General features: G+C 56.5%; 21 protein-coding genes. 8 read left to right on the top strand and 13 right to left on the bottom strand.

All coding sequences use genetic code 11. The features are described from left to right. Position 1: 1 nt before the first annotated feature. Both ligA and zipA read right to left on the bottom strand, forming a co-directional pair. Positions 2 to 2,017 (bottom strand): NAD-dependent DNA ligase LigA, encoded by a 2,016-nt coding sequence (gene ligA / locus B3X29_RS09940; RefSeq protein WP_159340072.1) that lies wholly within the window; start codon positions 2,015 to 2,017, stop codon positions 2 to 4. Positions 2,018 to 2,085: 68 nt separating this feature from the next. After that, positions 2,086 to 3,099, bottom strand: coding sequence for a cell division protein ZipA (gene zipA / locus B3X29_RS09935; RefSeq protein ID WP_103180639.1), 1,014 nt, complete (start codon positions 3,097 to 3,099; stop codon positions 2,086 to 2,088). A gap of 230 nt (positions 3,100 to 3,329) precedes the next feature. Here zipA and cysZ point away from each other — a divergent pair, with 230 nt between their 5' ends. From cysZ to crr, 5 genes are all read left to right on the top strand, one after another. Further along, positions 3,330 to 4,091, top strand: coding sequence for a sulfate transporter CysZ (cysZ, locus tag B3X29_RS09930; protein ID WP_103180640.1), 762 nt, complete (start codon positions 3,330 to 3,332; stop codon positions 4,089 to 4,091). A 154-nt stretch (positions 4,092 to 4,245) separates the two neighbouring features. Continuing rightward, positions 4,246 to 5,217, top strand: a complete 972-nt coding sequence (gene cysK / locus B3X29_RS09925; protein ID WP_039029656.1) for a cysteine synthase A — start codon at positions 4,246 to 4,248, stop codon at positions 5,215 to 5,217. Between the two features lie 379 nt (positions 5,218 to 5,596). Continuing rightward, positions 5,597 to 5,854, top strand: coding sequence for a phosphocarrier protein Hpr (ptsH, locus tag B3X29_RS09920; RefSeq protein WP_000487600.1), 258 nt, complete (start codon positions 5,597 to 5,599; stop codon positions 5,852 to 5,854). A gap of 44 nt (positions 5,855 to 5,898) precedes the next feature. Beyond that, positions 5,899 to 7,626, top strand: a complete 1,728-nt coding sequence (ptsI, locus tag B3X29_RS09915) for a phosphoenolpyruvate-protein phosphotransferase PtsI (protein ID WP_103824678.1) — start codon at positions 5,899 to 5,901, stop codon at positions 7,624 to 7,626. Between the two features lie 43 nt (positions 7,627 to 7,669). Continuing rightward, positions 7,670 to 8,173, top strand: coding sequence for a PTS glucose transporter subunit IIA (gene crr / locus B3X29_RS09910; RefSeq protein ID WP_039029658.1), 504 nt, complete (start codon positions 7,670 to 7,672; stop codon positions 8,171 to 8,173). Between the two features lie 47 nt (positions 8,174 to 8,220). On the opposite strand, the gene pdxK is transcribed toward crr, so the two are convergent. From pdxK to B3X29_RS09860, 10 genes are all read right to left on the bottom strand, one after another. Further along, the gene (gene pdxK / locus B3X29_RS09905) at positions 8,221 to 9,057 is read right to left on the bottom strand and encodes a pyridoxine/pyridoxal/pyridoxamine kinase (protein WP_103180643.1); all 837 of its coding nucleotides are present in this window, start codon (positions 9,055 to 9,057) and stop codon (positions 8,221 to 8,223) included. Between the two features lie 5 nt (positions 9,058 to 9,062). Continuing rightward, positions 9,063 to 9,974 carry a cysteine synthase CysM gene (gene cysM / locus B3X29_RS09900; protein WP_159340071.1) on the bottom strand — a complete coding sequence of 304 codons (912 nt, stop codon included), beginning with the start codon at positions 9,972 to 9,974 and terminating at the stop codon, positions 9,063 to 9,065. A 114-nt stretch (positions 9,975 to 10,088) separates the two neighbouring features. Continuing rightward, complete coding sequence (gene cysA, locus B3X29_RS09895) at positions 10,089 to 11,183, bottom strand: sulfate/thiosulfate ABC transporter ATP-binding protein CysA (RefSeq protein WP_103180647.1); 1,095 nt, start codon at positions 11,181 to 11,183, stop codon at positions 10,089 to 10,091. Next, positions 11,173 to 12,048, bottom strand: a complete 876-nt coding sequence (gene cysW / locus B3X29_RS09890) for a sulfate/thiosulfate ABC transporter permease CysW (protein WP_103180649.1) — start codon at positions 12,046 to 12,048, stop codon at positions 11,173 to 11,175. Before cysW ends, cysA begins: the two co-directional genes overlap by 11 nt. Next, the gene (gene cysT, locus B3X29_RS09885) at positions 12,048 to 12,881 is read right to left on the bottom strand and encodes a sulfate/thiosulfate ABC transporter permease CysT (protein WP_159340070.1); all 834 of its coding nucleotides are present in this window, start codon (positions 12,879 to 12,881) and stop codon (positions 12,048 to 12,050) included. Before cysT ends, cysW begins: the two co-directional genes overlap by 1 nt. Further along, positions 12,881 to 13,897 (bottom strand): sulfate ABC transporter substrate-binding protein, encoded by a 1,017-nt coding sequence (locus B3X29_RS09880; RefSeq protein ID WP_103180653.1) that lies wholly within the window; start codon positions 13,895 to 13,897, stop codon positions 12,881 to 12,883. Before B3X29_RS09880 ends, cysT begins: the two co-directional genes overlap by 1 nt. Positions 13,898 to 14,071: 174 nt before the next feature. Then, positions 14,072 to 14,971 (bottom strand): Dyp-type peroxidase, encoded by a 900-nt coding sequence (locus tag B3X29_RS09875; protein ID WP_156655005.1) that lies wholly within the window; start codon positions 14,969 to 14,971, stop codon positions 14,072 to 14,074. Positions 14,972 to 15,064: 93 nt separating this feature from the next. Beyond that, a complete protein-coding gene (locus B3X29_RS09870) occupies positions 15,065 to 15,640 on the bottom strand; it encodes an RpoE-regulated lipoprotein (protein WP_159340069.1) in 576 nt (191 codons plus the stop codon). 62 nt (positions 15,641 to 15,702) lie between these two features. Further along, positions 15,703 to 16,152: a DUF2919 domain-containing protein gene (locus B3X29_RS09865; protein WP_103180659.1), complete on the bottom strand. Its 450-nt coding sequence runs from the start codon at positions 16,150 to 16,152 to the stop codon at positions 15,703 to 15,705. Then, entirely contained in the window at positions 16,139 to 16,564 is a 426-nt protein-coding gene (locus B3X29_RS09860; protein WP_032613000.1) for a GNAT family acetyltransferase, read from the bottom strand. Before B3X29_RS09860 ends, B3X29_RS09865 begins: the two co-directional genes overlap by 14 nt. Positions 16,565 to 16,776: 212 nt before the next feature. Between B3X29_RS09860 and amiA the strand changes: the two genes are divergently transcribed. Then, complete coding sequence (gene amiA, locus B3X29_RS09855; RefSeq protein WP_103180661.1) at positions 16,777 to 17,652, top strand: N-acetylmuramoyl-L-alanine amidase AmiA; 876 nt, start codon at positions 16,777 to 16,779, stop codon at positions 17,650 to 17,652. Further along, positions 17,652 to 18,551: an oxygen-dependent coproporphyrinogen oxidase gene (gene hemF, locus B3X29_RS09850; RefSeq protein WP_103180663.1), complete on the top strand. Its 900-nt coding sequence runs from the start codon at positions 17,652 to 17,654 to the stop codon at positions 18,549 to 18,551. The genes amiA and hemF overlap by 1 nt, the downstream gene beginning before the upstream one ends. Positions 18,552 to 18,620: 69 nt before the next feature. Here the strand turns inward: hemF and maeB are convergent, their stop codons facing one another. Further along, entirely contained in the window at positions 18,621 to 20,900 is a 2,280-nt protein-coding gene (gene maeB, locus B3X29_RS09845; protein WP_156655009.1) for an NADP-dependent oxaloacetate-decarboxylating malate dehydrogenase, read from the bottom strand. A gap of 290 nt (positions 20,901 to 21,190) precedes the next feature. On the opposite strand from maeB, the gene tal reads away from it, so the two are divergent. After that, entirely contained in the window at positions 21,191 to 22,141 is a 951-nt protein-coding gene (tal, locus tag B3X29_RS09840) for a transaldolase (RefSeq protein ID WP_103180666.1), read from the top strand. The last annotated feature ends 3 nt before the right edge of the window (positions 22,142 to 22,144 follow it).

Raw genomic sequence — 22,144 nt, 5'->3', positions numbered from 1 at the left:
GTTACTCTCCCAACAGACGTAGCATTTCGGCTTCGTCGATGACCGTAATGCCCAGCTCCTGCGCTTTGGCAAGTTTAGAGCCCGCCGCTTCACCGGCAATCACCAGGTCGGTTTTCTTCGACACGCTGCCGGCCACCTTCGCCCCCAGCGCCGTCAGACGCGCTTTAGCATCATCGCGTGAAAGCTGGCTCAGGCTGCCGGTCAGCACCACGGTTTTGCCGGCAAACGGGCTGTCGATCTCGTCGGCGTTGATCGCCACCGGCGCAGGCCAGCGAATCCCTTCGTTAAGCAGCTGGCCGATAACGTCGCGGTTGCTCTCTTCCGAGAAGAAGTTAAAGACGTGGGTAGCAACCACGATGCCAACGTCCGGCACCTTTTGCAGTTCGTCGATCGTCGCCTTTTCCAGCGCCTCCAGCGTACCGAAATAGCCCGCCAGCCCCGCCGCCGTCGCCTCGCCCACTTCACGGATCCCCAGTGCGTAGAGGAAACGGGCAAAGGTGGTCTCTTTGGCCTTTTCCAGCGCGTCGGCCACATTCTGGGCAGATTTAGGCCCCATGCGATCCAGCCCGGTCAGCTTACCGGGCGTCAGGCGGAACAGATCGGCTGGCGTATGGACATACTCTTTCTCTACCAGTTGGTCGATGATTTTGTCGCCCATACCGTCAACATCCATCGCCCGGCGGGAGACGAAATGTTTCAGGGACTCTTTGCGCTGGGCACCGCAGACTAAACCGCCGGTACAGCGGGCTACGGCCTCTCCTTCGACGCGCTCAACGTCGGACCCGCACACCGGACAGTGGGTCGGGAACTCAACGGGGCGCGTATAGTCAGGACGCTCTGATTCCACTACGTTCACCACCTGCGGGATCACATCCCCGGCACGGCGGATCACCACTTTATCGCCAATTCGCAGCCCCAGCCGGTCGATCTCATCGGCGTTGTGCAGGGTTGCATTGCTGACCAGTACCCCAGCCACCTGAACCGGCTCCAGACGCGCCACCGGCGTTATCGCCCCGGTACGGCCCACCTGGAACTCAACGTCGCGCACAAAGGTCATCTGCTCCTGCGCCGGGAACTTAAAGGCTACCGCCCAGCGCGGCGCACGGGCGACAAAGCCAAGCTGTTCCTGCAGCGCGAGAGAGTTGACTTTGATCACCACCCCGTCGATATCGAAGCCCAGCGTCGGACGATCGGCTTCAACCTGACGATAAAACGCCAGCACGGCCTCCGGCGAGTCGCACAGCTGCACCCGGTTGCTGACCGGCAGCCCCCAGGCTTTAAACTGCAGCAAACGGCCCAGATGGGTATCAGGCAGCTCGCCCCCTTCCAGGATGCCGACCCCATAGCAGAAGAACGTCAGCGGACGCTTCGCGGTAATGCGCGGGTCGAGCTGGCGCAGCGATCCGGCGGCGGCATTGCGGGGGTTGGCGAAGATTTTGCCGCCGGTACGACGCGCCTCTTCGTTAATTTTTTCAAATCCCGCCTGGGGCAGGAAAACTTCGCCGCGCACTTCGAGACGTGCCGGAATGTTCTCGCCATGTAATTTGAGCGGAATCGCGCGGATGGTACGCACATTGGCGGTGATGTCCTCGCCGGTGGTGCCATCGCCGCGGGTGGCCGCGCGGATCATCACCCCGTTTTCGTACAGAATGCTGACGGCCAGCCCATCCAGCTTTAGCTCGCAGCACCAGCTCAGGGCATCGGTATGTTTCAGGCGATCCTGGACGCGTTTGTTGAAGGCGAGGAAGCTCTCTTCATCAAAGACGTTATCCAGCGACAGCATCGGCACTTCATGACGTACCTGGCTGAAAAAGGCCAGCGGTGCCGCCCCGACGCGCTGAGTTGGCGAGTCCGGTGTGATTAACTCGGGGTGCTGCGCTTCAAGCTCGCGCAGCTCACGCATCAGACGGTCATACTCCGCGTCCGGCACTTCCGGCGCATCCATCACATGATAGAGATATTCATGGTGGCGAAGCGTGGTTCGCAGTTCGGTGAGTTGTTGTTCGATTGAGTCCATGTCGCACCATTAATGAGAAAAACCCCCGACAGGCGGGGGTTGAGGAGGTGTGAAACAAACGCGAATGTTTACGCGTTAGCTTCTTTCACTTCGCGGATGCGGTCCTGATATTCGCGCAGTTTCTGCGGCGTCATCATTCGACGCTGATCGTCGAGCACCATACCGCCCACTTCATCGGCAATATGCTGAGCGGACTGCAGCATCAGCTTAAAGTTTTGCAGTTCATCGCCATACGAGGGCACCTGCATAAAGATGGTAATGCCCGGCGTCGTGAAATCGCCGGTCATCTCCGGATCGAAGGTTCCCGGATTAACCATATTCGCCAGGCTGAACAGCGAAGGGCCGCTGCCGTCAGGGCTGAGGTGGCGATGGAAGATATTCATATCGCCAAATTTAAAGCCCGCCTGATGAATGCTGTTAAGCAGCACATCGCCATTCAGGGTGGTGCCCTGGTGAGCCGCAACGCTCATGACAATCACCGTCTCTTTACGCTGTGGTTTTTCAGCTACTGGCGCGGCCTCGACAACCGGCTCCGGCTCTGAAACCGGCGCTGGGGCTGGTTGCGGCGCTGGCGCAACAGGCTGCGGCGCCTGCTGTACGACAGGTTGTGGCTGCGGCTGTGGTTCAGGCTGCGCGGCATATTGCGGCTGCGGCACCGGCTGCTGACGCACAGGTTCATGCTGCTGCGGCACGGGCTGCTGTCGCACAGGTTCATGCTGCTGCGGCTGCGGCTGGCGTACCGGTTCGGCCACGGGTTGCGGCGCAGCGGGACGTGGCTGTGCAGATGCGTAAGGCGGCTGGTACTGATGCTGCGGAGGCTGACGAGGCGCTTCATGCTCCCCATGGCCTGCGCCGGGCGCAGTATTGGCCCGATGAACGCGTACTTCACCCACACCCTCATCTTCCATGTCGTCGATATCCTCATCGCTATCGTCGTCACGGGTAGACTTCATGCGCTTCAGTGGGCGATCGCGAAACATAGAAGAGCGCTCTTTACGGCTGGTCCAGAAACCATGTACCAGTAAAGCGATTATGGCGATCGCGCCAACAATGATTAATATCAGACGCAAATCCTGCATCATTATATTCTCTGTTGTTCTAACACCTTGCCACCACGGCAAACATTTACTCACTAAGAGTATTTGCCGATTACGTCAAGTGCAAGTGCGTGCAGAGCATTCGCAGCATAAAGATGAGTTAAATCGTGCTTTTTGCTGTTTTTTCGAACATTTCCGAACTGGTCAACGTGCCGCAACTGGCTAATATAGGCAGGCAATTTCACTGGTTGTGATAAAAGGAGCTCAACCTGGTTATGGTTTCATCGACATCTTCCCCTTCACGCAGCGGCGTCTGGTACTTTTCGCAGGGCTGGAAACTGGTTTCCCTGCCCGGCATCAGACGCTTTGTGATCCTGCCTCTGCTGATCAACGTTCTGCTGATGGGGGGCGCCTTCTGGTGGCTCTTTACCCGTCTGGACAGCTGGATCCCGGCGCTCATGAGCCATGTCCCCGACTGGCTGCAATGGCTGAGCTATCTACTATGGCCGATTGCGATCGTTTCGGTGCTGCTGGTGTTTGGCTACTTTTTCTCGACGCTCGCCAACTGGATCGCCGCGCCCTTTAACGGTCTGCTCGCCGAACAGCTGGAAGCGCGGCTGACGGGCGCCACGCCGCCGGACACCGGCGTGCTGGGGATCATGAAAGATCTGCCGCGCATTATGAAACGCGAATGGCAAAAGCTGGCATGGTATCTGCCCCGCGCCATCGTGCTGCTGCTCCTCTATTTTATTCCCGGCATCGGACAGACCGTAGCGCCGGTACTCTGGTTCCTGTTCAGTGCGTGGATGCTGGCCATCCAGTATTGCGACTATCCCTTTGATAACCATAAGGTGCCCTTCAAAGAGATGCGCACCGCCCTGCGCAGCCGTAAGATGGCCAATATGCAGTTTGGCGCGCTGACCAGCCTGTTCACCATGATTCCGTTCCTTAACCTTTTCATCATGCCGGTAGCGGTGTGCGGCGCGACGGCGATGTGGGTGGATTGTTATCGCGACAAACACGCTTTGTGGAAATAAGTTAAAAAGAGGGGTGGCTTATGCCGCCCCTTATTCCATACTGATCCCCATTATTTCTATGCAGCATATAGATATGCGATTTCCTTACTTCCCCCTACCTATGCAACAGGTATGCTGGGACGGTATCCCAATTTCAAACAGTTAAGGACAGGCCATGAGTAAGATTTTTGAAGATAACTCGCTGACTATCGGTCACACGCCCCTGGTTCGACTGAACCGTATCGGTAATGGACGCATCCTGGCGAAGGTAGAATCTCGTAACCCAAGCTTCAGCGTAAAATGCCGTATCGGTGCCAACATGATTTGGGATGCGGAAAAGCGTGGCGTACTGAAACCGGGCGTTGAGCTGGTTGAACCAACCAGCGGTAACACCGGTATCGCGCTGGCCTACGTTGCCGCCGCGCGCGGTTATAAGCTGACGCTGACCATGCCAGAAACCATGAGTATTGAGCGTCGTAAACTGCTGAAGGCCCTGGGCGCAAATCTGGTCTTAACCGAAGGCGCAAAAGGCATGAAAGGCGCTATTCAGAAAGCAGAAGAAATTGTGGCCAGCGATCCGGCTAAATACCTGCTGCTGCAGCAGTTCAGCAACCCGGCTAACCCGGAAATCCACGAGAAGACCACCGGTCCGGAGATCTGGGAAGATACCGACGGTCAGGTTGATGTCTTTATCTCTGGTGTGGGTACCGGCGGTACGCTGACGGGCGTGAGCCGTTATATTAAAGGTACAAAAGGTAAAAAAGACCTTATTACCGTTGCCGTTGAGCCAACCGACTCTCCAGTCATTGCCCAGGCGCTGGCCGGAGAAGAACTGAAGCCGGGCCCGCATAAGATTCAGGGTATCGGCGCGGGCTTTATTCCGGGCAACCTGGATCTGAAACTGATTGATAAAGTTGTGGCTATCACCAACGATGAAGCCATTTCTACCGCGCGCCGCCTGATGGAAGAAGAGGGTATTCTGGCGGGTATCTCCTCCGGTGCTGCCGTAGCCGCCGCGTTGAAATTACTCGAGGATGAAACCTTTACCAATAAGAACATCGTGGTTATTCTTCCATCGTCGGGTGAGCGTTATTTAAGTACTGCCCTGTTTGCCGATCTCTTCACTGAAAAAGAACTGCAACAGTAGTGCCAGAATGTAAATATCGCGTAAAAAAGCACCCAACTGGGTGCTTTTTTGTGGCCTGCTTCAAACTTTTATCTCTTCCGGCATTGCTCAACCCCGTTGGCTCTGGTATTTAAGCTGACAATTATTTTGAAGCACGAAATTAATCGATCCAGGAATTCGCGCTGCTGAATCGATTTTATGATTTGGTTCAAGTCTTGCTTTCGCGGCATAATGTTTAATGTCGAGCGAGACGTCAGCAGCCTGACATGCCAGTGCCGGAATACGTTTGACACATTTGTGCCTCGTGCCGTTAAGCCGGTGCTAACAATACAGGCTAAAGTCCTGCCGCCAGGCTAGACTTTAGTTCCACAACACTAAACCAATAAGTTGGGGAAATACAATGTTCCAGCAAGAAGTTACCATTACCGCTCCGAACGGTCTGCACACCCGCCCTGCTGCTCAGTTTGTTAAAGAAGCAAAAGGCTTCACTTCTGAGATCACTGTGACTTCCAACGGCAAAAGCGCAAGCGCAAAAAGCCTGTTCAAACTGCAGACTCTGGGTCTGACTCAGGGCACCGTTGTGACCATCTCCGCGGAAGGCGAAGACGAGCAGAAAGCAGTTGAGCATCTGGTTAAACTGATGGCTGAGCTCGAGTAAGTATCCGGGTTCTTTTAAATATCAGTCACAAGTAAGGTAGGGTTATGATTTCAGGCATTTTAGCATCCCCGGGTATCGCTTTCGGCAAAGCACTTCTGTTGAAAGAAGACGAGATCGTCATCGACCGGAAAAAAATTTCTGCTGATAAGGTAAATCAGGAAGTTGAACGTTTTCTGAGTGGCCGTGCAAAAGCATCTGCGCAACTGGAAGCGATCAAAACTAAAGCTGGCGAAACTTTCGGTGAAGAAAAAGAAGCCATCTTCGAAGGGCACATTATGTTGCTCGAAGATGAGGAGCTTGAGCAGGAAATCATAGCCCTGATTAAAGATAAAGGCATGACAGCGGATGCCGCTGCGCATGAAGTTATCGAAGGTCAGGCATCTGCCCTGGAAGAGCTGGACGATGAATACCTGAAAGAACGCGCGGCTGACGTGCGTGATATCGGTAAGCGCCTGCTGCGCAACATCCTTGGCCTTGCCATTATCGATCTGAGCGCGATTCAGGATGAAGTCATCCTGGTTGCTGCCGACCTGACCCCGTCAGAAACCGCACAGCTGAACCTGAACAAGGTGCTGGGTTTCATCACCGACGCGGGTGGCCGTACCTCCCACACCTCTATCATGGCGCGTTCTCTGGAGCTGCCAGCCATCGTGGGTACCGGTAGCGTGACCGCACAGGTGAAAAACGACGATTATCTGATTCTGGATGCCGTAAACAACGTGGTTTACGTCAACCCAACTAACGAAGAGATCGAAAAACTGCGTACCGTTCAGGAGCAGGTTGCGACTGAAAAAGCGGAACTCGCTAAGCTGAAAGATCTGCCAGCTATTACGCTGGATGGTCATCAGGTAGAAGTGTGCGCAAACATCGGTACCGTACGCGACGTCGATGGCGCTGAGCGCAACGGCGCGGAAGGTGTCGGTCTCTATCGTACTGAATTCCTGTTCATGGACCGTGACGCCCTGCCAACCGAAGAAGAGCAGTTCGCTGCCTATAAAGCGGTTGCTGAAGCCTGTGGCTCCCAGGCCGTTATCGTCCGTACTATGGACATCGGCGGCGACAAAGAGCTGCCGTACATGAACTTCCCGAAAGAAGAGAACCCGTTCCTGGGCTGGCGTGCCGTGCGTATCGCAATGGATCGTAAAGAGATCCTGCGCGACCAGGTCCGCGCTATCCTGCGCGCCTCCGCTTTCGGTAAACTGCGCATCATGTTCCCGATGATCATCTCTGTTGAAGAGGTGCGTTCACTGAAGAAAGAGATCGAAATCTTCAAACAGGAACTGCGCGACGAAGGTAAAGCATTCGACGAAGCTATCGAAGTTGGCGTGATGGTAGAAACCCCTGCTGCCGCGACGATTGCCCGTCATTTAGCCAAAGAAGTGGACTTCTTTAGTATTGGTACCAACGATTTAACCCAGTACACCCTGGCAGTTGACCGTGGTAATGATATGATTTCACATCTTTACCAGCCAATGTCCCCGTCCGTACTGAACTTGATCAAGCAAGTTATTGATGCTTCTCATGCAGAAGGTAAGTGGACAGGCATGTGTGGTGAGCTTGCAGGCGATGAACGTGCTACACTTCTGTTGCTGGGTATGGGTCTGGACGAATTCTCTATGAGCGCCATTTCCATCCCGCGTATCAAGAAGATTATCCGTAACACGAACTTCGAAGATGCGAAGGTGTTAGCAGAGCAGGCTCTTGCTCAACCGACAACGGACGAGTTAATGACGCTGGTTAACAAGTTCATTGAAGAAAAAACAATCTGCTAATCCACGAGATGCGGCCCAAATTACTGCTTAGGAGAGAAGTCTAATGGGTTTATTTAGTAAACTATTCGGTGACAAAGGCAATAACGACACCGGAACTATTGAGATTGTTGCTCCGCTGTCTGGTGAGATCGTCAACATCGAAGACGTGCCAGATGTCGTATTTGCTGAGAAAATCGTTGGTGATGGCATTGCTATCAAACCAACCGGTAACAAAATGGTTGCACCGGTTGACGGCACGATTGGTAAGATTTTTGAAACCAACCATGCATTCTCTATCGAATCCGATAGCGGTATTGAGCTGTTCGTTCACTTCGGTATCGACACTGTTGAACTGAAAGGCGAAGGCTTCAAGCGTATCGCTGAAGAAGGCCAGCGCGTTAAAGTTGGCGATCCGGTGATTGAATTCGATCTGCCACTGCTGGAAGAGAAAGCCAAGTCTACCCTGACGCCGGTTGTTATCTCCAACATGGACGAAATCAAAGAGTTGATTAAACTGTCCGGCAGCGTCACCGTGGGTGAAACCCCGGTTATCCGCATCAAAAAGTAATTTTTGCCGCACAGAAAAATGGCGCCTTCGGGCGCCATTTTTGTTTGTCAGAGAGGTAAAACCAGCTCGTCGTACCCTTTTTCCTGAGTATACTGCATGACCTGCGTCACCCTCTCCCCTGCACGGCTTATCGCCGCCGCCACGCTCTCATTCTGCACCAGCGCGCTGACAAGCTCTGAACAGAAGAGATCGCCAGTACCTTTAAGATCGACGTTGACGCGGGGATGGGTACTGATTGTCACCTCGTCATGGGATACCAACACTACATGAATAGCGTCAGCGTCACCAGCCACGGGGGCGCTGGTAATCGCTACCCACTGCAGCGTATCAGAAAGTAGCCCTTTTGCCGCGGCAATGGCGCTGGCGTTATCCCGACACGATTTGCCACTGAGCACTTCCAGCTCGTAGACATTGGGCGTAATCCCCTGCGCCAGCGGCAGCAGATGCTGACGGTAGGCTTCCGGGATTTCGGGTTTAACGTAGGTTCCGCTGTCGGTGTCGCCAATGACCGGGTCCACCAGGATAAAGAGATCCGGATGCTGTGCCTTAATCGTGCGCAGCCAGTTCGCCAGCAGGATAATCTGGCTGGCGCTGCCCATGTAGCCGGTGGTGACCGCTTTCAGCTCCCGCAAAATGTCCCGCTCTTCCAGCGCCTGCAGGTAGCCGCTGAACCACTCGTCGGGGATCACCCCACCGTAAAAGGTGTCGTAGTGGGGGGTATTACTGAACAGCACGGTTGGTATCGCCGTCACGTTGAGGCGATGCTGGCGAATATTAGGCACCGCAATGCTGTTACCCACGCTGCCGTACACCACCTGCGACTGAACCGCCACAATATCGCTCTGCTGCGCCCGGGTTTTATCCCGGAATAAAATCATCTCCATCGCCTTTAGATCCCTGCCCCTTGCGTATAGCTCTCCTCACCAAACACGCCGGTAGAGAGATAGCGATCGCCGCGATCGCAGACGATCGCCACCACCACCGCGCCCGGCACCGCCTGTGCAATGCGCAGGGCGCCCGCTACCGCGCCGCCTGAACTGACGCCGCAGAAAACACCTTCGCGTACGGCCAGTTCACGCATGGTATTTTCCGCCTCGCGCTGGTGAATATCCAGCACCTGGTCCACAAGCTGAGCATTAAAAATGCCCGGCATGTACTCCGCAGGCCAGCGGCGAATACCCGGGATGCTGCTCCCCTCTTCCGGCTGCAGGCCAACAATGGTGACCGCTTTTTCCTGCTCACGCAGAAAACGGGAGACGCCGGTGATGGTGCCCGTGGTTCCCATGCTGGAGACAAAATGGGTGATGCGGCCTTCGGTCTGCTGCCAGATCTCCGGGCCGGTGGTGGTGTAATGGGCATAGGGGTTATCGGGGTTGTTGAATTGATCCAGCAGCTTACCTTCGCCCCGGTTCGCCATCTCAAGAGCCAGATCGCGAGCCCCCTCCATACCCTGCTCTTTACTGACCAGAATTAACTCGGCACCATAGGCCCGCATCGCGGCACGGCGCTCCTGGCTCATGTTGTCCGGCATCAGCAGCTTCATGCGATAGCCTTTGAGGGCGGCGATCATGGCCAGCGCAATGCCGGTGTTCCCGCTGGTCGCCTCGATCAGCACATCGCCGGGCTTGATTTCACCGCGCTTTTCCGCCTGGACAATCATCGACAGCGCGGCACGATCCTTCACCGAACCCGCCGGGTTGTTGCCTTCCAGTTTGATCCAGATTTCGCTGCCGTTATCCGGCCCCATCCGTTGCAGCTTGATCAGAGGGGTGTTGCCGATGGTTTGTTCTAATGTGTTCATGACCGCTGTCCAATAAAAAGCCCGGTGGCGCTGACGCTTACCGGGCCTACACAGAGCATATCGTAGGCCGGGTAAGCGCAGCGCCACCCGGCAAAACTACGTGGCGTTAACCTATCAGGCAGATTCCGCCAGAGCAAGATCTCCCCGCGTCTCGATGCGATCCTTATCATGGTAAATGCGCGCATGTTGCAGGCCGACAAACAGGCGTTCACCGCGGTGCGGCGGCTCCTCGTCGCGCATCACCACCGTCAGCGGTTCGTTGTACCAGCCCAGCGGCTGGACGACCAGTTGGGTGTAATGACCTTTCGGGCTGGCTTCCAGCACCTGGACCGGCAGCGGCGAGTCGAGACTGGTGCGACGGCTGACATCCACTTCCCACGGACGCAGGAAGAGATCGACCGGCCCCTGATAGCCAGGGGTGTAACCCAGCGGCCAGCGGTGGGCCCCGACATGGAACTGGCCGCCGCGGATATTGCCGTGCAGTCGGTTCACTTCACCCATAAACTCCAGCACGAAGCGGGTCGCCGGTTCACGCCAGAGCTGCTCAGGCTCATCAACCTGTTCGATATTCCCCTGGCTCATTACCACCACCCGGTCGGCCACTTCCATCGCCTCTTCCTGATCGTGGGTCACGAAGACGCTGGTGAATTTCAGCTCCTCATGCAGCTGACGCAGCCAGCGGCGAAGCTCTTTACGCACCTGCGCATCCAGCGCGCCAAAGGGTTCGTCCAGCAGCAGGATTTGCGGCTCAACGGCGAGGGCGCGCGCTAAGGCCACACGCTGTTTCTGGCCGCCGGAGAGCTGCGCCGGATAACGATCAGCCAGGTGAGCCAGCTGCACCATCTCCAGCAGTTTGGTAACTTTCGCCTTGATGGTGGCGGCGTCCGGACGTTCACGACGCGGCAGCACCGTCAGGCCAAAGGCGATGTTATCGAACACCGTCATGTGGCGGAACAGGGCGTAATGCTGGAACACAAAGCCCACTTTACGGTCGCGGGCATGCAGGCGGCTCACGTCAGTGCCGTGGAAGCGGATGTGCCCGCTGGTCTGATGCTCGAGACCGGCGATGATACGCAGCAGCGTGGTTTTACCGGAGCCAGACGGCCCCAGCAGCGCCACCATTTGTCCGGAAGGGATATCCAGCGAGATATCATTCAGCACCTGGGTGCGACCAAAAGACTTCTTAATATTGGCAATCTCAATGCTCATGATTTCCCTCCTGATGCTGACGTTTTTCCTGATTCTCTAAACGCCACTGCACCACACTCTTCAAAAACAGGGTCAAAATAGCCATCAGCGTCAGCAACGCTGCGGCGGTAAAGGAGCCGATGGTGTTGTAGTCCTGCTGCAGCAGTTCAATCTGTAACGGCAGCGACAGGGTTTCACCGCGAATGGAGCCGGATACAACAGAAACGGCCCCGAACTCGCCAATTGCACGGGCGTTCGTCAACACTACGCCATAGAGCAGCGCCCAGCGGATATTCGGCAGGGTGACGCGGCGGAACATCTGCCAGCCGGATGCGCCCAGCAGCACCGCCGCTTCGTCTTCGTTGCTGCCCTGGCTTAACATCACCGGCACCAGCTCACGTACCACAAACGGACAGGTGACAAATATCGTAACCAGCACCATGCCCGGCCAGGCGAACATGATCTGCAGGTTATGCTCATCCAGCCAGCCGCCCAGCGGGCCGTTGGAGCCGTAGAAGAGCAGATAGACCAGACCGGCCACCACCGGTGAAACCGCAAACGGAATGTCCAGCAGGGTCAGCAGCAGCTGGCGGCCCGGGAAGTTAAAGCGGGTGACCAGCCAGGCCAGCAGAACACCGAACACCAGGTTCACCGGCACGGTGATAAGCGCAATCATTACCGTCAGCCAGATGGCATGCAGCATGTCCGGGTCGGCCAGATTGTGCAGCGCGGGCATAATCCCTTTACTGAACGCCTGGACAAAGATATAGACCATCGGCACGACCAGAATGAAGGCCGATACCAGCACGCCGGTGCCAATCAGCACCCATTTTCCCCAGTTGATACGGGGAGCGTCGTAGCGTTTCAATTGAGTGATTTCCGCCATCAGTGACCTACCACGCGTCGACCAAAGCGACTTTGCAGAGTGTTAATCGAGAACAGCAGCAGCAGCGATGCCGCCAGGATCACCGAGGCAATGGCGCTCGCCGCCGGGTAATCAAACTCCTGCAGGCGAACAAAAATCATCAGCGAGGTCACTTCGGTTTTCCACGCGATGTTACCGGCGATAAAAATCACCGCGCCAAACTCACCGAGGCTGCGGGTGAACGACAGCGCCACGCCTGCCAGCAGGGCCGGAGATAGCTCAGGCAGTACCACCTTGCGGAAGCTCTGCCAGCGCGTTGCGCCCAGCGTTTCTGCCGCCTCTTCATATTCCGGGCCTAACTCTTCCAGCACCGGCTGCACGGTTCGCACCACAAACGGGATGCTGGTAAAGGCCATCGCCACCGCAATGCCGAGCCAGGTATAGGTCACTTTGATATCAAACTTCGCCAGCCACTCGCCGTAAAAACCGTTGACGGAAAACAGCGAGGCCAGGGTCAGGCCCGCCACCGCGGTGGGCAGCGCGAAGGGTAAATCCATCAGAGCATCCAGCAGCGTGCGGCCCGGAAAACGGTAGCGAGTTAAGATCCACGCCATCAGCAGGCCGAACACGCCGTTAAACAGGGAGGCAACAAACGCCGACAGCAGCGTCACTTTATAGGCCTCCACCACCTGCGGATTGCTGATCACCTCCCAGTACTGGGACCAGCTCATCTCAGAGAGCTGGACCACCAGCGCGCTGAGCGGTAATAACAAAATGAGACAGACGAACAGCAGGCTGGTCCCGAGGCTTAAGGTAAAGCCCGGCAGCACACGTCTGGAGGAAACTGCAAACATTACTTACGCCCCGCCGCCAACAGTTTGTCTAACTCACCGCCGCTGGCGAAATGGGTTTTCATCACCTCAGGCCAGGCACCAAAGTGCTCTTCCACGCGGAACAGCTCGGTCTGCGGGAATTTGTCTTTCAGCTTGTTCATCACGTCCGGGTTATTCACGCGATAGTAGTAATCGGTGATCACCGTCTGCGCCTGCGGGCTGTAGAGATAGTTGAGATAGGCTTTTGCCGCCTTCTCCGTGCCGTTGGCTTCGATATTTTTATCCACCCACGCTACCGGGAACTCCGCCAGAACGTTGGTTTTCGGGATAACCACTTCAAAGCCCTGGGCTTCGTACTGCTTACGGATGTTGTTCACTTCCGATTCAAAGCTGATCAGCACATCGCCCAGACCGCGTTCCGCGAAGGTGGTGGTGGCACCGCGACCGCCGGTATCAAACACTTCAACGTTTTTCAGGAACTGGGTCATGAACTGTTCAGTTTTGGCTTTATCGTTGCCGTCCGCTTTGTCTGCGGCGCCCCAGGCGGCCAGGTAAGTGTAACGGGCGTTGCCGGAGGTTTTCGGGTTCGGGAAGATCAGCTTCACGTCAGAACGCACCAGGTCGTTCCAGTCGTGGATGTTCTTTGGGTTGCCCTTACGTACCAGGAAGCCCATGGTTGAGTAGAACGGCGAGCTGTTGTTTGGCAGACGGCTCTGCCAGTTGGCCGGGATCAGCTTGCCTTTATCGTGCAGGATCTGCACATCAGTGACCTGGTTATAGGTGACCACATCGGCCTTCAGCCCCTGCAGAATGGCCAGCGCCTGTTTCGACGAGCCGGCATGAGACTGCTTAATGGTCAGCTTATCGCCGTTATTCTCTTTCGCCCACTGCTGTTCGAAGGGCGGGTTCAGGGCGGCAAACAGCTCGCGCGAGACATCATAGGAGCTGTTCAGCAGCTCGGTTGCCTGCGCCTGCGCGACCAGCAACACTGAAGCTGCCAGCACCAGAGATCCTTTTTTCAGTACAGTAATGGCCATTGCGCACCCTTAAGATGTGATGTTTTTCTCAGGGTCATGATATTTATAACGCGTACTAAAGGAGTAACGGTTTTATATACCGTTTAGTGATTTGGAAGCAGAAAAGGGAATAAGGGTGCGGGAAAAGTGCCGGGTGGCGCTTACGCTTGCCCGGCCTGTGAAAGGAGTGCCGTTTTATAATGCCAGCAGACGCTCGATGGATGGCGCAAAGTAGTAGCCGCCGGTCACCGGTTTGGTGAAACGCAGCATCGCGTCGCGCTTGCCGTCGGTATCGCCAAACATGCTCAGCAGCTGCTGTTCAATGTTATACAGACGCGCGCAGTAGGCGCAGAAGTAGAGGCCGTGTATGCCGCTGGCGGTACCATACGGCAGGCTCTGGCGGACAATCTTCAGCCCTTTGCCATCCTCTTTCAGATCCACGCGGCTCAGGTGAGAGGTCGCCGGGCGATCGTCGCCGTCGATCTCTTCATTGGCCTCTTTGGTGCGGCCAATCATCATCTCCTGGTCGTGTACGCTCATGCGGTTGAGCTGTTTGAGGTTGTGCTCCCAGCGCTGGACGAAGACGTAACTGCCGCCCGCGTCCACGCCCTCTTTGATCACCGCGACTTCACGACGGATCTCGTCCCCTGCCGGATTTTCGGTGCCGTCAACAAAGCCACTCAGATCGCGCTCTTCCACCCAGCGGAAACCGTGGATCTCTTCTTTTACTTCAACGCAGTCGCCAAAGGCAGCCATCGCAGCCTGGGCGATGGAGAAGTTCACGTCGTGACGCAGAGAGAGAATATGGATCAGCACGTCGTACTGGGTGGCCGGAGCCAGACCTTTACCGTAAGGGACAAAGTCTTTCAACTCTTCGGCCCCTTCTCCGCCGCTCAGCTGACGCCAGACGTTGTGACCAAATGCCACCACTGCGCCGCAGTGGGCATCCGGGAATTTGGCCTGGAAGGTGGCCACGTTATCAATAAAGACTTTGCTGGCCGCACGCAGGGCATCAACATCCCCTTTGACATTGGCTTCGATCCAAATCGCCGCGCGGCAATGTTCTGGCAAAATGCCACTCTGAACCTGAGACATCGCTCCTCCTGAAAAAAAGATGCCACGAAGTCGTGGCATGGTTGGCGGCGATTATACCCGCTTTTTCAGCGAGGCGGCTTGTCCAGGCGCAATTTACTGCTGCCAGATAATTTTGCTGACTTTCCAGTTTTTCAGGGTGTCGTCAGAGGGCATTAACCCTTGCGGGCCATTCCAGGTTCCGCTGAACTGATAGCTGATATGCTGGCTGCCTTCCGCCTTGCACTCTACCGCCACCCCCTCTTCTGCAGGGGCGCTCGCGCAGTTGCCGTAGGCTTTCTGATAGAGGTCGCTGAACGGAGTACCGATCTTCACCCCAGTGTCAGTTTCGATGTCGCTATCCAGCACCTCGATGCGCGTCACCGTCTCTTTATTACCGTTAATCACCAGGGCCAGTTGGTCATCTTTCAGTGCTTCGTAATAGTGCACAATGTTGCCGTTCTCGGTTTTCATGCCGCTGCGCAGCCGGTAATCACCGCCTAATGCCGATTCGATGGCGCTCTGTTCCAGCGGCGTGGCGGCGGTGAGGTTGCCCACCCCCTGCTCAGTCACATCGCTGGATGAGCCGAACCAGTTCCAGGGATAAGCCGCAGACCAGTTAACGGCGGAAAGCGTTGAGCAGCCCGTCAGGACAACGGGGAGCGCACATAACAGTAAACGCAGCGATTTCATCGGGAGTTCCTTTCTGGTTATTTGAACGCTTGTTGGAGTACAGCATCGCTAAAAAGTGCCGTTTAATCTTTCTCGGGGGTGAAACAGGCGCGCAGACGAGGATGGGTCAGCAGCCACAGCAGCGCCACAATATCGGCCACCACCAGCGCAATGCCTGGGCCGCTCAGGGCTTCGCCGTTCAGCCACAGCAGCGGCTGCCAGCACAGCAACACACCCTGGGCAAGGATAAGCAGCCCGTGCAGCGCACGCCACAGGCGCGGCCAGAGATGACGCCGCCCGCTCAGTAAAAAGGCAACTACTGCCGGGAGCCCCGGCAGCAGCCCGAGCCAGAAGTTATTGCGATCGGGATAAAACAGGCTCAGCAGCGTGTTGCCCTGATCCCGGGAGGCGCCAGCCAGCACGAACAGCACCCAGGTGCGCGCCTGAAGGAGCAGCACGCACCAGAACAGAAACGGCAGGCGTACCCGGCCATAGCTGTCATAGTCGCCCGGGTGAAAATCAATACTCTTCATCTTCTATCAGGCGCTTGCCCAGCGTCAGCACGTCGGCATGTTCATAGTTAAGACGCTCGTACATACCCAGTACCATGTCGTTATCTTCCCGCACCATGATCTGAATTTTTGGACAGCCGCGGGCGATCAGTTTCTTTTCCAGACGATTGAGCAGCGCGTTGGCGATACCACGCCCGCGAAACTCCGGGTGCACGCCCAGATAGTACGCCGAGCCGCGATGCCCGTCGTAGCCGCCCATTACGGTGCCTACCACTTCGCCGTTCACCTCCGCCACCAAAAACAGGCTGACGTCATGATTGAGCTTGCGCTCGATGTCCATCTCCGGATCGTTCCACGGTCGCAGGAGCTCGCAGCGCTCCCAGAGAGTGATCACCTCTTCGAAGTCTGCCTGGCGAAAAACACGTATCTCCATGGTATTAACCGCCTTTTTGGGTTCAAAAACAGTGATTATGACGCGAACGCCCGCTTTCGCCAATATCCCGCGAAAAACGCCTGAAAATTTGGCATAATGGCACTTTGTCACGTATTGGAATGAAAAGTAAAACAATTCGCCACATGGACTGTCGTAACGGAAAAGACGATACGATATAACACCAGGACCCCAATTTTTACAATTCAGGCCGCATGAGCACATTCAAACCATTAAAAGCACTCACATCGCGTCGTCAGGTTCTCAAAGCGGGGCTGGCGGCCTTAACGTTAACGGGCATCGCAAAGCAGGCTCAGGCAAAAGACGAGAGCACGCTCAAAACCAGTAACGGACACAGTAAACCCAAAACCAAAAAACCCGGCGCGAAGCGTCTGGTGATGCTCGATCCGGGTCACGGCGGCATTGATACCGGCGCCATTGGCAGAAACGGATCGAAAGAAAAACACGTTGTGCTGGCAATTGCAAAAAATGTCCGGTCGATTTTACGCAACAACGGCATTGACGCCCGCCTGACCCGCACCGGCGACACCTTCATTCCGCTGTACGACCGCGTGGAGATCGCCCACAAGCACGGCGCGGATCTGTTTATGTCGATACATGCCGACGGCTTTACTAACCCGTCGGCGGCGGGGGCATCGGTATTTGCCCTCTCCAACCGCGGCGCCAGTAGCGCCATGGCAAAATACCTCTCCGACCGGGAAAACCGCGCGGATGAAGTGGCCGGAAAGAAAACCACCGACAAAGATCATCTCCTGCAGCAGGTGCTGTTTGACCTTGTTCAGACGGATACCATCAAAAACAGCCTGACGCTCGGCTCGCATATTCTGAAGAAGATTAAGCCGGTACACCGTCTGCACAGTAAAGGCACCGAGCAGGCGGCGTTTGTGGTGTTGAAATCGCCGTCGATTCCATCAGTGCTGGTGGAAACCTCTTTTATTACCAACCCGGAAGAGGAGCGTCTGCTCGGCACGACGGCGTTTCGCCAGAAGATCGCCAACGCGATTGCCTCCGGCATTATCAGTTACTTTAACTGGTTCGATAACCAGAAAGCGCACTCCAGGAAACGTTGATGAAACCCAATGCACAGCTGGTTAAAACCTTTCTGCTGCAACTGCAGGATGACATTTGCCAGAAACTGAGCGCCGTCGATGGCGGTGAATTCCAGCAGGACGAGTGGCAGCGCGAGGCCGGTGGCGGCGGACGCAGCCGCGTACTGCGCAACGGCGGCGTGTTCGAGCAGGCCGGGGTTAACTTCTCCCACGTCCACGGCGACGCGATGCCCGCCTCGGCCACCGCGCACCGCCCGGAGCTGGCAGGCCGCAGCTTTGAGGCAATGGGCGTCTCGCTGGTGGTGCACCCGCATAACCCCTTTGTACCGACCAGCCACGCTAACGTGCGCTTTTTTATCGCCGAAAAACCGGGTGCTGAGCCGGTGTGGTGGTTCGGTGGCGGCTTCGACTTAACGCCTTATTACGGCTTTGAAGAGGACGCGGTGCACTGGCACCAGACCGCCCGCGATCTGTGTCAGCCTTTTGGCGACGAGGTCTATCCGAAATACAAGAAGTGGTGCGACGACTATTTTTACCTGAAGCATCGCGACGAGCAGCGCGGCATTGGCGGGCTGTTCTTTGACGATCTCAACACCCCCGATTTTGATACCGCGTTCCGCTTTATGCAGGCTGTGGGCAAGGGCTATACCGATGCGTACCTGCCGATTGTCGAGCGGCGGAAAAACCACAATTACGGGGTGCGCGAGCGCGAGTTCCAGCTCTATCGCCGCGGGCGCTACGTGGAGTTTAACCTGGTCTGGGACCGCGGGACGCTGTTCGGTCTGCAAACCGGCGGGCGCACGGAGTCGATTCTGATGTCGATGCCGCCGCTGGTGCGCTGGGAGTACAGCTATGAGCCAAAAGAAGGCAGCCCGGAGGCTGCCCTGAAGGATTTTATTAAGGTTCGCGACTGGGTTTAACCCCAGGCAGCGCTGCGCTTGCCCGACCTACAGGTCGGGTAAGCGAAAGTGCCACCCGACACTTACCCACTACAGCGGCTGCGTCTGCGCCTCAACCACCGCCAGCGCCACCATGTTCACGATACGGCGCACCGAGGCAATCGGGGTTAATACATGCACCGGTTTCGCCACCCCCATCAACACCGGCCCGACGGTCACCCCTTCTGAACTGGAGACGCGCAGCAGGTTGTAGCTGATACGCGCCGCTTCCACGTTCGGCATGATCAGTACGTTGGCAGAGCCTTTCAGCGGGCTGTCCGGCATCCGCTCGTTACGGATGCTCTCCACCAGCGCGGCATCGCCATGCATCTCCCCGTCGATCATCAGCTCCGGCGCGCGCTCGCGCACCAGCGCCAGCGTCTGGCGCATTTTGCAGGCGGCAGCCGATTTGGATGAGCCAAAGTTGGAGTGCGACAGCAGCGCCACCTTCGGTTCGATACCGAAGCGACGCACCGTTTCCGCCGCCATCACCGTAATTTCCGCCAGCTGTTCCGGGGTCGGATCGTCGTTAACGTAGGTATCGGCAATAAAGGTGTTACCGCTTGGCAGCAGCAGCGCATTCATCGCCCCGGCAGTATGCACGTTGTCGCGATAGCCGAAGATCTCCTGCACCACGCTGAAGTGCTCATGGTACTCACCGATGGTGCCGCAGATCAGCGCGTCGGCTTCACCGCGGTGCACCATGATCGCCCCGATCACCGTGGTGTTGCCGATCACCGCCCGCTGCGCCTGCTCCTGGGTGATCCCCCGGCGCTTCATGATGCTGTAGTACTCGCTCCAGTACTCCTTGAAGCGTGGATCGGATTCATTGTTGACGATCTCGAAATCGACGCCTGGCTTGATCTGCAGACCCAGCTTCTGGATACGCATCTCGATCACGCTCGGACGACCAATCAGGATCGGCTTTGCCAGCCCCAGGCTTACCAGCTCCTGAGTGGCGTGCAGGACGCGCGCCTCCTCCCCTTCCGCCAGCACCACGCGTTTTGCGTCCGCGCGCGCCTGGGAGAAGATCGGCTTCATGAACAGGTTGGTTTTGTAGACGAATTCGGTGAGTTTATCGACGTAGGCATCAAAGTCGGCGATCGGGCGCGTTGCCACGCCGGAATCCATCGCCGCTTTCGCCACCGCTGGCGCAATTTTGACAATCAGACGCGGATCGAACGGCTTCGGAATAATGTAATCCGGGCCAAAGCTCAGATCCTGATCGCCATAGGCGGAGGCCACCACTTCGCTCTGCTCCGCGTGGGCCAGCTCGGCAATGGCGTGAACCGCTGCCAGCTTCATCTCTTCGTTGATGGCGGTCGCGCCGACGTCCAGCGCCCCGCGGAAGATGAACGGGAAGCAGAGAACGTTGTTCACCTGGTTTGGGTAGTCTGAACGACCGGTACAGATAATGGCATCCGGGCGTACCGCTTTCGCCAGCGGGGGCAGGATCTCCGGCTCCGGGTTGGCCAGGGCGAGGATTAACGGCGCGCGCGCCATCTTCATCACCATCTCTTCGTTCAGCACTTTCGGGCCCGAGCAGCCAAGGAAGATATCTGCGCCCTCCACCACCTCTGCCAGAGTGCGCCTGCCGTCATCCTCCACGGCGTAGGCAGCTTTGGTCTCCGCCATATTGGCTTCGCGGCCTTTATAAATAACGCCTTTGGAGTCGCAGACCACAATGTTGTGCTTCTGCATCCCCAGCGCCACCAGCAGGTTCATACAGGCGATAGCTGCCGCACCCGCACCGGAGACCACCATGCGCACGTCAGAGAGGTTTTTCTCCACCACCCGCAGGCCATTGAGGATAGCGGCGGTGCTGATGATGGCGGTTCCGTGCTGGTCGTCGTGGAATACCGGAATGTTCATCCGCTCGCGCAGTTTCTGCTCGATATAGAAACATTCCGGCGCTTTGATGTCCTCAAGGTTGATGCCGCCAAAGGTCGGCTCCAGCGCGGCCACCACGTTGATAAATTTATCCGGGTCGAGCTCATCCACTTCAATATCGAACACGTCGATACCGGCAAATTTCTTAAACAGTACGCCCTTGCCTTCCATCACCGGTTTACCGGCCAGCGCTCCGATATTCCCCAGCCCCAGCACCGCGGTGCCGTTGGAGATCACCGCCACCAGGTTGCCGCGGGCGGTGTATTTGTAGGCCGCCAGCGGATCTTTTTCGATTTCAAGACAGGGCGCGGCCACGCCCGGCGAGTAGGCTAACGCCAGGTCGCGCTGGGTGGCGAGAGGCTTGGTGGGGGAGACCTGAATTTTGCCGGGTACAGGGAATTCATGAAAATCGAGGGCACTCTGTTTCAACTGATCGTCCATTGTAAGGTTCCTTTCACGTGTCGTTCAAAATGGGTGATGTTGTTATGGTCTGAGTTCACCCAGGGTGGCGGATAGTATCGCTGCTGACCGCGGTTCAAACTTTGAAGGGTGCCAAAGTCTCACTATCCAAAAACAAAAATTGTTATCAATTTATAACAATCATGTTACCTGCCCAGCGAAGCAAGACCATGTCCGTCTGCTATGCTTTTTTGTTAAGTCCATCGCGAATTTCGCAGAAGTGTGATCTAACACACTCCACCAACTCTTTTATTTTCAAGGAGTCATCATTTATGAACCAACTAGACGGCATCAAACAATTCACCACAGTCGTGGCTGACAGCGGTGATATCGAGTCTATTCGCCATTATCAACCCCAGGATGCGACCACCAACCCGTCGCTGCTGCTGAAAGCCGCCGGGCTTGAGCACTTCTCGCACCTGATTGACGACGCTATTACGTTTGGTAAAGCCCGTGGCAAGACCAAAGAGCAACAGGTTGCCGAGGCCAGCGACAAACTGGCGGTGAATATCGGTAGCGAAATTCTGAAAAGTATTCCGGGGCGCGTCTCTACCGAAGTGGACGCCCGGCTGTCGTTCGACCAGGAGAAGAGCATCGCCAAAGCGCGGCAGATTGTGCAGCTCTACGAGGAGCAGGATGTGGAGAAATCGCGCATTCTGATCAAGCTGGCCTCCACCTGGGAGGGGATCCGCGCGGCCGAAGTGCTGGAGAAAGAGGGGATCAACTGTAACCTGACCCTGCTCTTCTCCTTCGCTCAGGCGCGTGCCTGCGCCGAAGCCGGGGTGCATCTGGTTTCACCGTTCGTCGGGCGTATCTACGACTGGTATCAGGCCCGCCAGCCGATGGACCCCTATGTGGTGGATGAGGATCCCGGCGTAAAATCCGTTCGCAATATCTACGATTACTATAAGCAACACCGCTACGAAACCATCGTGATGGGCGCCAGCTTCCGCCGGACCGAACAGATCCTGGCCCTCACCGGCTGCGACCGGCTGACCATCTCCCCTAACCTGCTGAAAGAGTTGCAGGAGAAAGATGAGCCGGTTATCCGCCGTCTGGTGCCCTCCTCCACGGTGCTGCCAAAACCTAAACCCATGACCGAAGCCGAATTCCGCTGGGAGCATAATCAGGATGCCATGGCGGTCGAGAAGCTGTCAGAAGGGATCCGTCTTTTCGCGGTCGACCAGCGCAAACTCGAAGATCTGCTTGCCGCCAAACTGTAACCT

Origin of the sequence: Leclercia sp. UBA5076, assembly GCF_002416465.1 — a bacterium.
GTDB lineage: Bacteria > Pseudomonadota > Gammaproteobacteria > Enterobacterales > Enterobacteriaceae > Enterobacter.
This window is presented reverse-complemented; position numbering and strand designations above follow the sequence as displayed.

Bases quoted from the DNA above. Each gene is read 5' to 3' on its own strand.
- ligA (WP_159340072.1), bottom strand. From the start codon at position 2,017: ATGGACTCAATCGAACAACAACTCACCGAACTGCGAACCACGCTTCGC.
- zipA (WP_103180639.1), bottom strand. From the start codon at position 3,099: ATGATGCAGGATTTGCGTCTGATATTAATCATTGTTGGCGCGATCGCC.
- cysZ (WP_103180640.1), top strand. From the start codon at position 3,330: ATGGTTTCATCGACATCTTCCCCTTCACGCAGCGGCGTCTGGTACTTT.
- cysK (WP_039029656.1), top strand. From the start codon at position 4,246: ATGAGTAAGATTTTTGAAGATAACTCGCTGACTATCGGTCACACGCCC.
- ptsH (WP_000487600.1), top strand. From the start codon at position 5,597: ATGTTCCAGCAAGAAGTTACCATTACCGCTCCGAACGGTCTGCACACC.
- ptsI (WP_103824678.1), top strand. From the start codon at position 5,899: ATGATTTCAGGCATTTTAGCATCCCCGGGTATCGCTTTCGGCAAAGCA.
- crr (WP_039029658.1), top strand. From the start codon at position 7,670: ATGGGTTTATTTAGTAAACTATTCGGTGACAAAGGCAATAACGACACC.
- pdxK (WP_103180643.1), bottom strand. From the start codon at position 9,057: ATGGAGATGATTTTATTCCGGGATAAAACCCGGGCGCAGCAGAGCGAT.
- cysM (WP_159340071.1), bottom strand. From the start codon at position 9,974: ATGAACACATTAGAACAAACCATCGGCAACACCCCTCTGATCAAGCTG.
- cysA (WP_103180647.1), bottom strand. From the start codon at position 11,183: ATGAGCATTGAGATTGCCAATATTAAGAAGTCTTTTGGTCGCACCCAG.
- cysW (WP_103180649.1), bottom strand. From the start codon at position 12,048: ATGGCGGAAATCACTCAATTGAAACGCTACGACGCTCCCCGTATCAAC.
- cysT (WP_159340070.1), bottom strand. From the start codon at position 12,881: ATGTTTGCAGTTTCCTCCAGACGTGTGCTGCCGGGCTTTACCTTAAGC.
- B3X29_RS09880 (WP_103180653.1), bottom strand. From the start codon at position 13,897: ATGGCCATTACTGTACTGAAAAAAGGATCTCTGGTGCTGGCAGCTTCA.
- B3X29_RS09875 (WP_156655005.1), bottom strand. From the start codon at position 14,971: ATGTCTCAGGTTCAGAGTGGCATTTTGCCAGAACATTGCCGCGCGGCG.
- B3X29_RS09870 (WP_159340069.1), bottom strand. From the start codon at position 15,640: ATGAAATCGCTGCGTTTACTGTTATGTGCGCTCCCCGTTGTCCTGACG.
- B3X29_RS09865 (WP_103180659.1), bottom strand. From the start codon at position 16,152: ATGAAGAGTATTGATTTTCACCCGGGCGACTATGACAGCTATGGCCGG.
- B3X29_RS09860 (WP_032613000.1), bottom strand. From the start codon at position 16,564: ATGGAGATACGTGTTTTTCGCCAGGCAGACTTCGAAGAGGTGATCACT.
- amiA (WP_103180661.1), top strand. From the start codon at position 16,777: ATGAGCACATTCAAACCATTAAAAGCACTCACATCGCGTCGTCAGGTT.
- hemF (WP_103180663.1), top strand. From the start codon at position 17,652: ATGAAACCCAATGCACAGCTGGTTAAAACCTTTCTGCTGCAACTGCAG.
- maeB (WP_156655009.1), bottom strand. From the start codon at position 20,900: ATGGACGATCAGTTGAAACAGAGTGCCCTCGATTTTCATGAATTCCCT.
- tal (WP_103180666.1), top strand. From the start codon at position 21,191: ATGAACCAACTAGACGGCATCAAACAATTCACCACAGTCGTGGCTGAC.